Below are 13,685 nucleotides of genomic sequence, written 5' to 3'. Positions count from 1 at the left end.
TTATTCTTTGCTTTTACAAGCATTGAATGGTACAAAGGTCGGTATTATTGTTTGCATAACAAAACATATTGGCGGTTTATTTTTAAATTAAAAACATTTCCACCATCAATACCAAACAAAAGAATCCATCATGACTGATGGATTCTAAAAACACAAATGATGAAAAAAAATTTATTCTTTGCTTGTACAAGCATTGAACACTGCAAATATTGCGCTTATTTTTTGAATGACAAAATTTTATTCAAAGTATTTTTCATCTTTTTTCAACAACCATAAATTTTTAAAAAATGGATCCGCTGATTGCTCAGCGGATCCAAAAACACAAATGATGAAAAAAAATTTTTCATTTTAGAGAAAGCAAATACTTTGCCACATTATGTTAAATAGAAATTAACCGTTTTGTTATAAACAAAAACAAATCTCTCCGCTCCAAAAATGCAACTGCATATCAGCCTACAAACAAAACCGTCCATTTGAAAGGTCAAATGGACGGTTTTTTAATGATATATAATATTACGTTCACTCTGTCGCTCTAAAGACCAGGCCACTTTCCTCAAAGTAATCCAGAGTGATCCGGTCGCCATCATTCACATGGCCGGCCAGTATTTCCCTGGACAGTTTATTCAGAACTTCCTGCTGAAGAACTCTTTTTAAAGGCCGCGCTCCGAATGCCGGATCGTAACCTTTGTTCATCACATATTCCACGGCATCGTCGGTTGCAGTGATGATAATTCCTCTTTTCTCCAACATTCTGTTGAAGTCCTGCAATTGATAATGCACGATTTTTCCGATTTCTTTTCTGTTCAAAGGCTGGAAAAGAACTATTTCATCAATCCGGTTAATGAACTCTGGTCTTAATGTTTGTTTAAGCAGTTCAAAAACCTGTTCTTTTGTTTTGTATACGATTTCCTCTACATTATTATCTGTAATATTTTCGAAATTCTCCATAATTAACGGCGACCCTAAATTGGAGGTCATAATAATAATCGAATTTTTAAAATTGACAACTCTTCCTTTATTATCCGTTAATCTTCCGTCATCTAAAACCTGCAGCAAAGTGTTGAAAACATCCGGATGCGCTTTTTCAATCTCGTCTAAAAGAACGACTGAATAAGGTCTTCTGCGGACAGCTTCCGTTAACTGCCCGCCTTCCTCATAACCGATATATCCCGGAGGAGCACCCACGAGCCGTGAAACGGAATGTCTTTCCTGATATTCACTCATATCGATTCTGGTCATATTATTTTCGTCGTCGAAAAGATATTCTGCAAGCGCTTTTGCCAACTCGGTTTTTCCAACCCCTGTCGTTCCAAGGAATAAGAAACTTCCGATCGGTTTTTTCTCATCATTCAATCCCGCACGGTTTCTTCGGATCGCGTTTGCGACGGATTCTATCGCCTCATTCTGGCCAACGACTCTTTTATGGAGTTCGTCTTCCAGATGCAATAATTTTTCCCGTTCGGACTGTATTAATTTAGTCACCGGAATTCCCGTCCATTTTGAAATTACTTCCGAGATATTTTCTGCCATAACTTCTTCCTTAATTAATTCATTCTGGTTGTTTTGCATCTCGAGTTCAAGTTTCTGCAAATCGCTTTCTTTTTCTTTAATTTTCCCATACTGAATTTCGGCAACTTTAGCGTAATCACCAGCTCTGGAAGCTCGCTCAGCTTCTAATCTCAACGCTTCAATCTCTTTTTTAATGGAAGTTAAATCCTCTGATTTTTGTTTTTCTTTGAGCCATTTTGCGTTGATCTCATTTCGCTCCTCAGAAACTTTTGAAATATCTTCTTTCAAATGACCGACTCTGACATCATTGCCTTCCCTTGAAATCGCAGCCAATTCAATTTCCATCTGCATCAGTTTACGATCCAGAACATCCAGCGCTTCTGGTTTTGAATTGATTTCCATTCTTAATTTCGCGGAAGCCTCATCAATTAAATCGATGGCTTTGTCCGGTAAAAAACGGTCAGAAATATACCGCTGAGACTGCTCCACTGCAGCAATAATGGCTTCATCTTTAATCCGGACTTTGTGGTGAGCTTCATATTTATCTTTAATTCCTCGCAAAATGGAAATTGCAGATTCGGTATCCGGCTCTTCAACCATCACTTTCTGAAAACGTCTTTCTAATGCTTTATCTTTTTCAAAATATTTTTGATATTCATTTAAAGTTGTCGCGCCGATGGCTCTGAGCTCTCCTCTTGCCAGAGCCGGTTTCAAAATATTTGCAGCATCCATCGCTCCTTCTCCGCCGCCTGCACCCACTAAAGTATGAATCTCATCGATGAATAGAATAATTTGGCCATCAGATTTAATGACTTCATTAATGACAGATTTCAGTCTCTCTTCAAATTCTCCTTTGTATTTTGCACCGGCAATCAAAGCGCCCATGTCGAGAGAAAACAAAGTTTTGTCCTGTAAATTTTCAGGGATATCGCCGGAAATAATCCGGTGTGCGATTCCTTCTGCAATCGCAGTTTTACCGACTCCGGGTTCACCGATTAATATGGGATTATTCTTGGTTCTTCTGGAAAGAATCTGCAAAACTCTACGAATTTCTTCATCTCTGCCGATAACCGGATCAAGTTTTCCTTCAGCAGCGAGTTCATTAAAATTCTTCGCGTATTTATTTAAGCTTTGATAAGTTTCCTCGGAACTTGCTGAAGTCGCTTTCGAACCTTTGCGCAATTCTTTGATGGCGGTTTCCAACCCACTTTTTGTAAGTCCCATATCTTTGAGCATTTTCGAAACATCGGAATTCACATCGAGAAGGGAAAGCCAAAGATGCTCGATGGTTACAAATTCGTCACCCATTTTCTTGGCAACATTTGGAGCATCCAGCAACACTTTATTCGTAGGTTGTGAGAGGTAAATATTACCACCTTCTACCTTTGGAAGTTTTTCGATATTCTCGCGGTTTCTTTCTCTGACTAAAGTTAATTCGGCTTCCGATTTCTTTAATAAAAATTGAGAAATATTTTCATCTATTTGAAAAATACCTTCCAGTAAGTGTTGGGGCTCAATGCTTTGGTTGCCGAACTCCATCGCAATCTGTTGCGATTTCTGAATGGCTTCCTGCGATTTTACGGTATATTGATCTAAGTTCATAATTATATGTTTTTAGTGTTCTGAAACAGAAAGAACTCTTAACCATTTTCGAATTCTCACTATTTTTTTATCATTATTAAATTCTTATTTCTACTCCTCAAAAACTATTCTTTTGATTATAATCAAAAGAAATCAGTCAAAATTTCCGAAATCAATAAATTAAATTAAAACAGTAAGCCAATATTTCCACTTTTGAGAATCTATCAATTTCTTGCATCCCAAGATTTTCAAGAAAATGCACCTATTTAAAATAATGAATGAAATAAATACGCCGTTTTTATACTTTTCAAAAAATAAGTATATTTGTTGAACTCACTTTTATTGAGTTTTTAAAATACTATGCATCATTTTCATCAACTAAAAGCAACAAAAGTATCACGGGAAACCAATGATTGCGTACATATCGCTTTCGAAATCCCGGAAAACTTAAAACACGAATTTTCTTTTAAACAAGGACAATATCTGAATGTAAGATTTGTTTTTGGGGAAGACGATTTGCGCAGAAGCTATTCTATCATCAACGCGCCAAGCGAAGAAAATCCGGAACTGGAAATCCTAGTAAAACATCTGGACCAGGGAAAAGTTTCAACTTATCTTAACCGTGAACTAAAAGTGGGCGATAGCGTTGAAGTAATGGCTCCGAGCGGACATTTTTACACGCATTATCATATTTCGAATCAAAAAACCTACATTGGTTTGGCCGCAGGAAGCGGAATATCTCCGGTTTTGTCCAATATCAAAGAAGCGCTTTACCAGGAACCACAGAGTTCAGCTTATCTGTTCTTCAGCAATAAAAGTTTCACCGATATCATTTTTAAAAAAGAAATTGATGATTTGGTGGAGAAATTTGAAGGAAGATTAAAAGTCATTTTCCTGTTGTCCAGAGAAAAGCATTTTGAAGACGAACTTTTCGAAGGAAGAATTTCAGCAGAGAAACTCGATCTTTTATTCCAGAGATTTACCGATATTCCCGTTCAGGATTCCACCTATTTTATCTGCGGACCGTCTGAAATGATCAAAGGAATTTCGGATTATCTGAAAAAAGAAAAGAAAGTTCCGTCGCTTCAGATCATGTACGAATATTACGCAGCACCTGACGAAGAAGGAAATGCAGAAATGAGCGATGAATTCAAAGCCATTCCTAATTTAGAAAGCATGGTGACTTTAATTATTGATGATGACGAATATTCATTCCATCTGAATTCAAAGAAAAAGAGTATTTTAGACCAGGCTTTAGCAGAGAAACTTCCTGTTCCATTTGCCTGCAAAGGTGGCGTTTGCTGCACGTGCAAAGCACAGGTCATGGAAGGTGAAGTATTTATGGAAAAAAACTTCGCACTCACCGACGACGAGGTGGAGCGGGGTTTTGTATTAACCTGTCAGTGTCACCCGACCACCAATGTGGTGATGCTGAATTATGATGTTTAATCTGTTTTATTTAAAAAATCACCAATCATGAAAAACTGGAAATTTGCGTCCTTAATTGAAGAAGAAAAAGAATTTAAAGTAGAAGGAATTAATATTTGGAATCACTATTGGCATTGCGCTGACCGAAAGATTGAAGTAATTGGCCCCCTAAGTGGAAATCCATACCTCTTCAACGAATACGAAATCAGAAGTCCCGAAAAAACAATAAATTTTGTCGTCGGCGAATTCTCTGAAGGAAGAATCGGTCTTTATCTGCCGGAAGAAGACGCAATCAATGCGCAGTAAACCGGCAATTTTTAATAAAAAAAACCTCATGAATCAAGATAAATTTTTAGAATACGTACAGGCAGAAAATAAAGTGGAACCGAAAGACGTAATGCCCGATGATTACAGAAAATTATTGGTGAGACAGATTTCCCAGCATGCCCATTCCGAAATTGTGGGAATGCTTCCCGAAGCCAACTGGATTTCCCGCGCTCCTACTTTGAGGAGAAAAATGGCATTGCTTGCAAAAATTCAGGATGAAGCAGGACACGGCCTTTATTTGTATGCTGCGACAGAAACTTTGAATAACGGAGAAATTGCCGCAGACCGCGATTCTACTTATAACGATATGCTTTCCGGAAAAGCCAAATATTCGAGCATCTTCAATTATCCTGCACTTTCCTGGGCAGATATTGGAGCGATCGGCTGGTTGGTTGATGGCGCTGCAATTATGAATCAGGTTATGTTGATGGGAAATTCTTACGGCCCATATTCCAGAGCGATGGTGAGAATTTGCAAAGAAGAATCTTTTCACCAGAGACAAGGTTATGAAATTTTGATGACGCTTTGCCGCGGAACGAAAGAACAGAAAAATCTGGCACAGGAAGCCTTGAACCGTTTTTGGTGGCCGGCTCTTATGATGTTTGGCCCGAATGATGCCGATTCTCCGAACTCTCAAAAATCCATGAATTACCGGGTAAAAAGAGAAAGCAATGACGATTTGCGTCAAAGATTTGTAGATGTAACCGTTTCTCAGGCAGAGTTTTTAGGATTAAAAATTCCTGATGAAAATTTAAAATGGAATGAAGAAACCCAACATTACGATTTCGGAGATTTGCCTTGGGATGAATTCATGGAAGTTTTGAAAGGAAACGGCCCTTGCAATAAAAAACGTTTGGAAACCAAGAGAAAAGCCCAGCGGGAACATTCCTGGGTGAAGGATGCGGCGATGGCGTATGCATCGAATTCGGAAAAAACAGTTAACAGTTAGAAGTCCCACAATATCTTTAAAACCGCAAAAGGCAGAAAAGAACACCTATAATTATAAGCTATTCAAAATTTTTGCAAAAGTTATCCAAAAAAGATTTTACCTTTCTCATCCTTTTGAATAGCTTCTTATTTTTAACTTTTCTTTTCGCATTTTGAATTAAAATTAAAATTAAAAATTACGATTCATGATCTGGCAAGGACGATTCGATGGCGATGAACCGCTTTATCACAGAGTTTTTCAAAGAGTAACTTTGGAGAATAATTACGATAACATTTTGGAAAACGATTTTGTTTTGCATGGTTTTGCCGTGGATGAAGGTGTAAAAAGAAACAAAGGAAGAATCGGTGCAAAAGACGCTCCTGATATGATCCGCAAAAACAGTTCGAATTTCCCCGTCGTCAATCCGGAATTTACGCTGAAAGATTTTGGTAATATATATTGTCCGGACGAAAATTTAGAAAAAACCCAAGACGAACTCGCGAATAAAGTTGCTGAAGTTTTAAAAAGAAAAGGCAAATCAATCGTTTTCGGCGGAGGGCACGAAGTTACTTACGCTCATTATTCCGGAATAAGAAAAGCATTTCCCACTCAAAAAATTGGAATTATTAATATTGATGCTCATTTTGACAATCGGGAAATCGATCCTGAAATTGGCTCAAGTTCAGGATCTGGTTTTTGGCAAATTGCTCAGGAAGGCGGGATTCATTCCATGCATATCGGAATTCAGAGAAATTCAAATACGTTGAAACTGTTTGATACCGCTCATGAATATGGCATGAACTATATTTTGGCAGAAGAACTGTTTTTTGATAATCTCCCCAACCTATATTCTAAACTTAATGAATTTATAGAAACATCAGATGTTATTTATGTAACCATTTGCATGGATGTTTTCAATGTTTCAATCGCTCCGGGCGTTTCGGCCTTGGCTTACAACGGAATTTTTGCCGACGCAGCTTTCATGCACTTGCTCAAGCATATTCTGAAATCTAAAAAACAGGTTGCAATGGATGTTGCCGAAGTAAATCCGACCTATGATCCTAATGAAATCACAGCGAGACTTGCCGCCTCTTTGGTCAATGAATGGTTTATACTGACCGAAAATTAAATTTTTCACCGATAATTAGAAGTAAATTCACCTAATCGCAGTTTACAAAAAAGGACAGATTCCTTCCCTACTTAAAAGAGAAAAAAAAGAATGTCATTTCAGAAACTTATAGATTAAAGTTTTAACTTATTGACTTTCAATCCGTCAAAAACACCAATAAAACAACAATGTCAGTTTTGCGGTAGAAATATTACAGCGGCATTGTACGGTCAGAGCAAGTTGGAGTTCAGTCTTTATTAAAATTCATTTCACGCCTGATTTAAAATTTGGTAAAAAAAGTTCAAATCATAAAGAATTTTATATCTTTGCAGCAACTAACAATTAATTAAAAATAACTTACTATGTCAGACATTGCATCAAGAGTAAAAGCTATCATCGCTGATAAACTCGACGTTGAAGAAACAGAAGTAACTCCAGAAGCTAGCTTCACTAACGATTTAGGAGCTGATTCTTTGGATACTGTAGAACTAATTATGGAATTCGAAAAAGAATTTAACATTCAGATTCCTGATGATCAAGCAGAAAAAATAACTACGGTAGGACACGCTATTGCTTACATTGAAGAAGTAGTGAACAAATAATATTCTATCAACAAAGAACAAAATTTATGGAATTGAAAAGAGTAGTTGTAACCGGCTTTGGCGCGATTACGCCTGTTGGAAAAAACGCTAAAGAATACTGGGAAAGCCTTGTGAAAGGTGAGAGCGGAGCCGCTCCTATTACTCTTTTTGATGCCTCAAAGTTCAAAACCAAATTTGCGTGCGAAGTCAAAGACTTCGATCCATTGGAACATTTCGATAAGAAAGAAGCTAAAAAAATGGACCGTAATACGCAACTGGGTCTCGTTGCCGCAAGAGAAGCCGTAGCGCACTCTGGCATCATTGAGTCCAATGTTGACAAAAATCGCGTTGGCGTAATTTGGGGTTCTGGAATTGGTGGTTTAGAAACTTTTGAAAAAGAGGTTTTGGGTTGGGCGAATACTGATATTCCTCGATTCAATCCTTTCTTTATTCCAAAGATGATCGTGGACATTACACCGGGACACATTTCCATAGAATATGGTTTCCATGGCCCTAACTATGCAACAGTTTCCGCATGTGCATCTTCTGCAAATGCTCTTATCGATTCCAAAATGCTGATTCAGTTAGGAAAAGCTGATGTAATCGTTTGTGGGGGTTCTGAAGCCGCAGTCACTGCAAGTGGCGTTGGCGGATTTAATGCAATGATGGCACTTTCTACCAGAAATGATGATCCTAAAACTGCCTCAAGACCGTTCGATAAAGATCGTGACGGATTTGTTCTTGGTGAAGGAGCAGGTTGTATTATTTTGGAAGAATATGAGCACGCCGTAAAACGTGGCGCAACGATTTATGCTGAACTAAAAGGCGGTGGAATGAGTGCAGATGCCTATCATATGACGGCACCACATCCTGAAGGACTGGGCGCTTATCTCGTAATGAAAAACTGTTTGGAAGATGCCGGCATTACGGCCGATGAAGTAGATCACATCAATATGCATGGGACTTCTACTCCATTGGGAGATATTGCTGAATCTAATGCAATTTCAAAATTATTGGGAGAACACGCTTTCGACATTCAGATTAATTCTACCAAATCGATGACTGGCCATTTACTTGGTGCAGCAGGAGTTGTTGAAGCGATTGCAGCAATACATACCATTATTCACAACATTGTACCTCCTACCATCAATCACTTTACGGATGATGAAAACATTGACAGAAGATTGAATTTCACATTTAATCATGCCGTGAAAAAAGAAGTGAAAGTTGCCATGAGTAACACTTTCGGTTTCGGCGGACATAATGCCTGTGTACTCTTTACCAAAATTTAAGACCAATTCAATGGAGTTAAAGAAATACATTTCTAAATTCCTAGCTAAAAGAAAAAAAAACCTATCAGAGAAAGACTATTATTTAAGCAATGAAATGACCAAAATCACTGGTTGCCCTGTTCAAAATATTAATCTCTATCGGGAAGCATTTTCTTTAAAAACATCTTCTAAAAACAAGCAAACCAGAAACTATGAACGTCTCGAGTTCTTAGGAGACTCTGTGTTGGGAACGATTATTTCCTGCCATCTTTTTGCGACTTATCCCGATGCTAATGAAGGATATCTCACTCAGATGAAATCAAAAATTGTTAACAGGAAAAACCTTAATAAATTAGGGAACGAACTCTCACTGACTAAGTTTTTGCAAAATGAATCCAATACTTCTCTCAGTGAAAATATCGCTGGGAATCTTTTTGAAGCCTTAGTAGGAGCAATTTATCTCGACCAGGATTATGATACCTGCAGAAAAATACTTCTCGACCGCCTGCTGACGCCGAAAGCGATCAATCAACTTGAAAACAAAATAATCAGCTATAAAGGGCTGTTGCTGGAATGGAGTCAAAAGAAAAAAGTCACGATCAGGTACGAGACTTTAGAAGAGATCCAGGCCAATAAAAATTTTGTTTTTAGAACTCATGTCTGGCTGGATAACGATAAGATATCAAATGCTACGGAAACTTCTAAGAAAAAAGCAGAAGAAAAAGCTGCACAAAGAGCTTTCTATATTTTAAATAAAAAACAAAGTATTCTTGAAAACCCAAAAGTTCACTCTTGAGATTGATGAAGACGATGAAATTACCTTAGGTCTAGTTCGTCTTGCAAAAGAAGTTCCCGATTATGAACTTTTTTATCATCTCAATGTATTGAACCCATTCAAGTTTACCCGAATTACAGATTTAATTGATCATGGTAAGTATTATGACTATTATTTTCCGCGGTTTCGGTCATTTCATCACGATACGAAAATCTGCATTCATTTTATTGCAAATCAGTCAAGTCACAGCATTCAAAAAAGCAGTCCCGTAGAACTCTTTAATACAGAGCAGGATACAAAATATTTACTCGACCATTATCCCGATGTAAATTACCTCATCAAGACTTCGGAACCATTTGATGATTTTTCACTAATTTTGCTGCCTGAAAACCTGATGTTTCAAATACAAGATTTTCAATTAAGCCCTATCGAGGAGCTTTATCAATTAATTCAATATTATGAATAAATATATAAAAAAAACAAAAATCATCGCGACGCTCGGTCCAGCTTCTTCTGACAAAGAAACGATGATGCAACTGGTTCAAGCCGGTGTAGATATCTTTAGAATAAATTTTTCGCATGCTGATTACGATATCGTAAAAAAGAATGTAGAAACCATCCGCGAAATCAATCAGGAACTGGGACAGTCTGTAGGAATCCTGGGAGATTTACAAGGTCCGAAACTGCGCGTTGGCGTGGTGAAAGAAGGATCATACCTGAATCCAGGCGACATCCTAACCTTTACCAATGAAAAAATAGAAGGTGATTCTGAAAAAGTTTATATGACTTATCAGAAATTTCCGCAAGATGTAAAAGTTGGTGAAAGAATTTTGATTGATGACGGAAAGCTCGTTTTAGAAGTCACTGAAACCAATAATATAGATACTGTAAAGGCGAAGACAATTCAAGGAGGACCGCTAAGTTCTAAAAAAGGCGTCAATCTTCCTAACACCAATGTTTCTCTTCCGGCTTTAACAGAAAAAGATATTGAAGATGCTAACTACATACTGGATCTGGAATTAGATTGGATTGCTTTATCTTTTGTCCGCCATGCGCAGGATATTATTGATTTAAAGGAGATTATAAAAAACCATCCTACCAACAGACAGAAAACACCAATTATCGCAAAAATCGAAAAACCGGAAGGAGTCAAAAATATTGAAGAAATCCTTCTTGAATGCGATGGTATCATGGTTGCACGTGGTGATTTGGGTGTAGAAGTTCCGATGGAAGAAGTCCCGGCCATTCAAAAAAATCTGGTAGAGAAAGCCCGTAAACACTCGAAACCCGTGATCATCGCCACCCAGATGATGGAGACCATGATTACAAGCTTAACGCCGACCAGAGCAGAGGTAAACGATGTTGCGAACTCTGTATTAGATGGCGCTGATGCGGTAATGCTTTCCGGAGAGACTTCCGTAGGCCGTTATCCCGTCGATGTTGTTAAAAACATGGCTAAGATTGTTAAAAATATCGAGCAAACTCATTTTTACAGAACTAAAAACTCGCCAATTGAACATGATTTCGATTGCATCGATGAACGTTTTATTACGAAAAGAATTTGTCTTGCGGCCGTACGAATTGCAAAAACCACCAATGTGGAAGCGATTGTTACTTTAACGTATTCCGGTTACACTGCCTTTCAGATTTCAGCACACCGTCCGAATTCTAACATCATTGTATTCAGCTCAAACAAGCGCGTTATCACAATGTTGAATTTATTGTGGGGCGTTCGTGCCTTCTATTACGATATGCAGAAATCCACCGATGAAACCATTATTCAGGTTAATATGTTGGCCCACACTTATGGATATGTCGAAAAAGGCGATTTTGTGTTGAACCTGAATGCAACACCAGCTTATGAAGATGGAAAAACAAATACTTTGAGATTGACTAACATTTAATCCCATTCAAATATTAAAAAAACTGCGTTCTTTTGGATGCAGTTTTTTGTTTTAATTGAGAACCAATAAAATTTACTTTCTAAATTTCTTCAGATTTTAAGGGAGAGGCTGAAAGCTTTAACAATCATCTCTTGATAATAAAAAAATAATCCGCTCAACGAATTGAACGGATTATTTTTTTATAATTAAACCTTTAAGGTATAAAATTACATCATTCCCGGCATTCCGCCACCCATTGGCATTGCTGGTTCTGCGCTTTTTATTTCCGTAATAACGCATTCTGTCGTTAACAACATTCCTGCAACAGAAGCGGCATTTTCCAAGGCTACACGAACTACTTTCGTAGGATCAATGATTCCTGCTTCGTACATATTTACAAATTCGTCGTTTTTCGCATTGAAACCGAAATCTCCGGTTCCTTCTGATACTTTCGCAACGATTACAGAACCTTCACCACCTGCGTTGGCTACGATCTGTCTCAATGGTTCTTCGATCGCTCTTTTTACAATCTTAATACCTGTATCCTGATCCTGATTATCTCCTTTCAAAGTATCCAAAGCAGGGATACTTCTTACCAAAGCAACACCACCTCCGGGAACAATTCCTTCTTCCACTGCGGCTCTTGTTGCGTGAAGTGCATCATCAACTCTGTCTTTTTTCTCTTTCATTTCAACTTCAGAGGCTGCTCCAACATATAGAACTGCAACTCCACCGGCTAATTTCGCCAATCTTTCCTGCAATTTTTCTTTGTCGTAATCAGAAGTAGTTGTTTCCATCTGAGCTTTGATCTGGCTAACTCTTCCTTTGATCTGAGCTTCGTCTCCTCCACCGTTTACCAAAGTAGTATTGTCTTTGTCGATCACTACTTTTTCAGCAGTTCCCAACATTTCCAAAGTAGCGTTTTCCATGGTGAAACCTCTCTCTTCAGAAATAACGGTGCCGCCTGTTAAGATGGCGATATCTTCTAACATTGCTTTTCTTCTGTCCCCGAATCCCGGAGCTTTTACAGCAGCAATCTTCAAAGAACCTCTTAATTTATTTACTACTAAAGTTGCTAAAGCTTCACCTTCAACTTCCTCACAGATAATTAACAAAGATCTTCCTGCCTGTGCAACCGGCTCTAAAACTGGAAGCAAATCTTTCATTGAAGAGATTTTTTTCTCAACCAAAAGAATATAAGGATTTTCTAATTCCGCCACCATTTTTTCAGGATTGGTAACAAAATACGGAGATTGGTAACCTCTGTCGAACTGCATTCCTTCAACCACGTCAACAGTGGTATCTGTTCCTTTGGCTTCTTCAACAGTAATTACACCTTCTTTACCAACTTTTCCAAACGCTTCAGCGATTAAAGTTCCAATGGTATCATCGTTATTGGCAGAAATAGAAGCAACCTGCTTAATTTTTTCTGAAGAATCACCCACTTTCTGAGATTGAGCCTGTAAGTTTTTAACGACTTCAGAAACTGCTTTATCAATACCTCTTTTCAAATCCATTGGATTGGCACCGGCTGCAACGTTTTTCAAACCTTCGCGAACGATTGCCTGAGCAAGAACGGTTGCTGTAGTTGTACCGTCTCCTGCGATATCACTGGTTCTGGAAGCTACTTCCTTCACCATCTGAGCACCCATATTTTCAACCCGGTCTTCAAGTTCGATTTCCTTTGCGACAGAAACTCCGTCTTTGGTTACGTGTGGTGCACCGAAAGATTTTTCTATAACTACATTTCTTCCTTTTGGTCCTAATGTAACTTTTACTGCATTTGCTAATGCATCAACGCCTCTTTTCAAAGCATCTCTGGATTCGATATCGAATTTTATTTCTTTTGCCATTTTTTTTTATTGTATTAATGTATTATGTACAATGATTCTTAATTATTAATCAACAAAAAATACTTTGCACTTCGTACATCGTATTTTTCACACCTATTTTATCCTAAAATTCCCAATAAATCACTTTCTTTTACGATAAGATAATCTTTACCATCTAACTTTAACTCGGAGCCTGAATATTTTCCGTAAAGCACTTTGTCGCCTACCTGAACCGTAGTCGGTTCATCTTTTTTTCCTGGTCCTACTGCAACTACAGTTCCTTCCTGAGGTTTTTCTTTTGCGGTGTCTGGGATAATAATTCCTGAAGCGGTTTTCGTTTCAGCTTTAATCGGTTCAACTAAAACGCGATCTGCTAATGGTCTGAATTTTACTGACATATTACTTTTGTTTAAATTATTATGTTATGCTTTCTTATTCACTAAAACAATGCCACAGCGGCTT

General features: G+C 37.9%; 12 protein-coding genes. 9 read left to right on the top strand and 3 right to left on the bottom strand.

The genetic code is table 11. From position 1 onward, the window contains the following. Positions 1 to 519 precede the first annotated feature (519 nt). Positions 520 to 3,111: an ATP-dependent chaperone ClpB gene (clpB, locus tag QF004_RS03285; protein WP_307422650.1), complete on the bottom strand. Its 2,592-nt coding sequence runs from the start codon at positions 3,109 to 3,111 to the stop codon at positions 520 to 522. 339 nt (positions 3,112 to 3,450) lie between these two features. Between clpB and QF004_RS03280 the strand changes: the two genes are divergently transcribed. From QF004_RS03280 to pyk, 9 genes are all read left to right on the top strand, one after another. Beyond that, positions 3,451 to 4,539: an FAD-binding oxidoreductase gene (locus QF004_RS03280; protein ID WP_133439475.1), complete on the top strand. Its 1,089-nt coding sequence runs from the start codon at positions 3,451 to 3,453 to the stop codon at positions 4,537 to 4,539. A gap of 27 nt (positions 4,540 to 4,566) precedes the next feature. Further along, on the top strand, positions 4,567 to 4,824 hold the full coding sequence (locus QF004_RS03275; RefSeq protein ID WP_133439474.1) for a hypothetical protein: 258 nt from the start codon (positions 4,567 to 4,569) through the stop codon (positions 4,822 to 4,824). A gap of 28 nt (positions 4,825 to 4,852) precedes the next feature. Then, positions 4,853 to 5,794 (top strand): 1,2-phenylacetyl-CoA epoxidase subunit PaaA, encoded by a 942-nt coding sequence (gene paaA / locus QF004_RS03270; RefSeq protein ID WP_307422646.1) that lies wholly within the window; start codon positions 4,853 to 4,855, stop codon positions 5,792 to 5,794. A 184-nt stretch (positions 5,795 to 5,978) separates the two neighbouring features. Next, on the top strand, positions 5,979 to 6,902 hold the full coding sequence (hutG, locus tag QF004_RS03265) for a formimidoylglutamase (RefSeq protein ID WP_307422644.1): 924 nt from the start codon (positions 5,979 to 5,981) through the stop codon (positions 6,900 to 6,902). A 341-nt stretch (positions 6,903 to 7,243) separates the two neighbouring features. Then, a complete protein-coding gene (locus QF004_RS03260; RefSeq protein WP_002976354.1) occupies positions 7,244 to 7,483 on the top strand; it encodes an acyl carrier protein in 240 nt (79 codons plus the stop codon). 26 nt (positions 7,484 to 7,509) lie between these two features. After that, complete coding sequence (gene fabF, locus QF004_RS03255; RefSeq protein ID WP_133439470.1) at positions 7,510 to 8,754, top strand: beta-ketoacyl-ACP synthase II; 1,245 nt, start codon at positions 7,510 to 7,512, stop codon at positions 8,752 to 8,754. 10 nt (positions 8,755 to 8,764) lie between these two features. Beyond that, on the top strand, positions 8,765 to 9,529 hold the full coding sequence (rnc, locus tag QF004_RS03250; RefSeq protein ID WP_307422638.1) for a ribonuclease III: 765 nt from the start codon (positions 8,765 to 8,767) through the stop codon (positions 9,527 to 9,529). After that, a complete protein-coding gene (locus QF004_RS03245) occupies positions 9,504 to 9,974 on the top strand; it encodes an IPExxxVDY family protein (RefSeq protein ID WP_133439468.1) in 471 nt (156 codons plus the stop codon). The genes rnc and QF004_RS03245 overlap by 26 nt, the downstream gene beginning before the upstream one ends. Further along, positions 9,967 to 11,412 (top strand): pyruvate kinase, encoded by a 1,446-nt coding sequence (gene pyk, locus QF004_RS03240; protein ID WP_133439467.1) that lies wholly within the window; start codon positions 9,967 to 9,969, stop codon positions 11,410 to 11,412. Before QF004_RS03245 ends, pyk begins: the two co-directional genes overlap by 8 nt. 206 nt (positions 11,413 to 11,618) lie before the next feature. On the opposite strand, the gene groL is transcribed toward pyk, so the two are convergent. Further along, positions 11,619 to 13,244 (bottom strand): chaperonin GroEL, encoded by a 1,626-nt coding sequence (gene groL / locus QF004_RS03235; RefSeq protein ID WP_133439466.1) that lies wholly within the window; start codon positions 13,242 to 13,244, stop codon positions 11,619 to 11,621. A 98-nt stretch (positions 13,245 to 13,342) separates the two neighbouring features. Further along, a complete protein-coding gene (gene groES / locus QF004_RS03230; RefSeq protein ID WP_133439465.1) occupies positions 13,343 to 13,621 on the bottom strand; it encodes a co-chaperone GroES in 279 nt (92 codons plus the stop codon). Between the last annotated feature and the right edge of the window lie 64 nt (positions 13,622 to 13,685).

The organism is Chryseobacterium sp. MDT2-18 (genome assembly GCF_030815285.1).
GTDB classification, from domain to species: Bacteria; Bacteroidota; Bacteroidia; order Flavobacteriales; family Weeksellaceae; genus Kaistella; species Kaistella salivictor.
This window is presented reverse-complemented; position numbering and strand designations above follow the sequence as displayed.

What these genes read in the sequence shown, in the direction of transcription:
- paaA (WP_307422646.1), top strand. Translation starts at nt 4,853, where the DNA reads ATGAATCAAGATAAATTTTTAGAATACGTACAGGCAGAAAATAAAGTG.
- fabF (WP_133439470.1), top strand. Translation starts at nt 7,510, where the DNA reads ATGGAATTGAAAAGAGTAGTTGTAACCGGCTTTGGCGCGATTACGCCT.
- pyk (WP_133439467.1), top strand. Translation starts at nt 9,967, where the DNA reads ATGAATAAATATATAAAAAAAACAAAAATCATCGCGACGCTCGGTCCA.
- QF004_RS03260 (WP_002976354.1), top strand. Translation starts at nt 7,244, where the DNA reads ATGTCAGACATTGCATCAAGAGTAAAAGCTATCATCGCTGATAAACTC.
- hutG (WP_307422644.1), top strand. Translation starts at nt 5,979, where the DNA reads ATGATCTGGCAAGGACGATTCGATGGCGATGAACCGCTTTATCACAGA.
- groES (WP_133439465.1), bottom strand. Translation starts at nt 13,621, where the DNA reads ATGTCAGTAAAATTCAGACCATTAGCAGATCGCGTTTTAGTTGAACCG.
- groL (WP_133439466.1), bottom strand. Translation starts at nt 13,244, where the DNA reads ATGGCAAAAGAAATAAAATTCGATATCGAATCCAGAGATGCTTTGAAA.
- QF004_RS03280 (WP_133439475.1), top strand. Translation starts at nt 3,451, where the DNA reads ATGCATCATTTTCATCAACTAAAAGCAACAAAAGTATCACGGGAAACC.
- QF004_RS03275 (WP_133439474.1), top strand. Translation starts at nt 4,567, where the DNA reads ATGAAAAACTGGAAATTTGCGTCCTTAATTGAAGAAGAAAAAGAATTT.
- rnc (WP_307422638.1), top strand. Translation starts at nt 8,765, where the DNA reads ATGGAGTTAAAGAAATACATTTCTAAATTCCTAGCTAAAAGAAAAAAA.
- clpB (WP_307422650.1), bottom strand. Translation starts at nt 3,111, where the DNA reads ATGAACTTAGATCAATATACCGTAAAATCGCAGGAAGCCATTCAGAAA.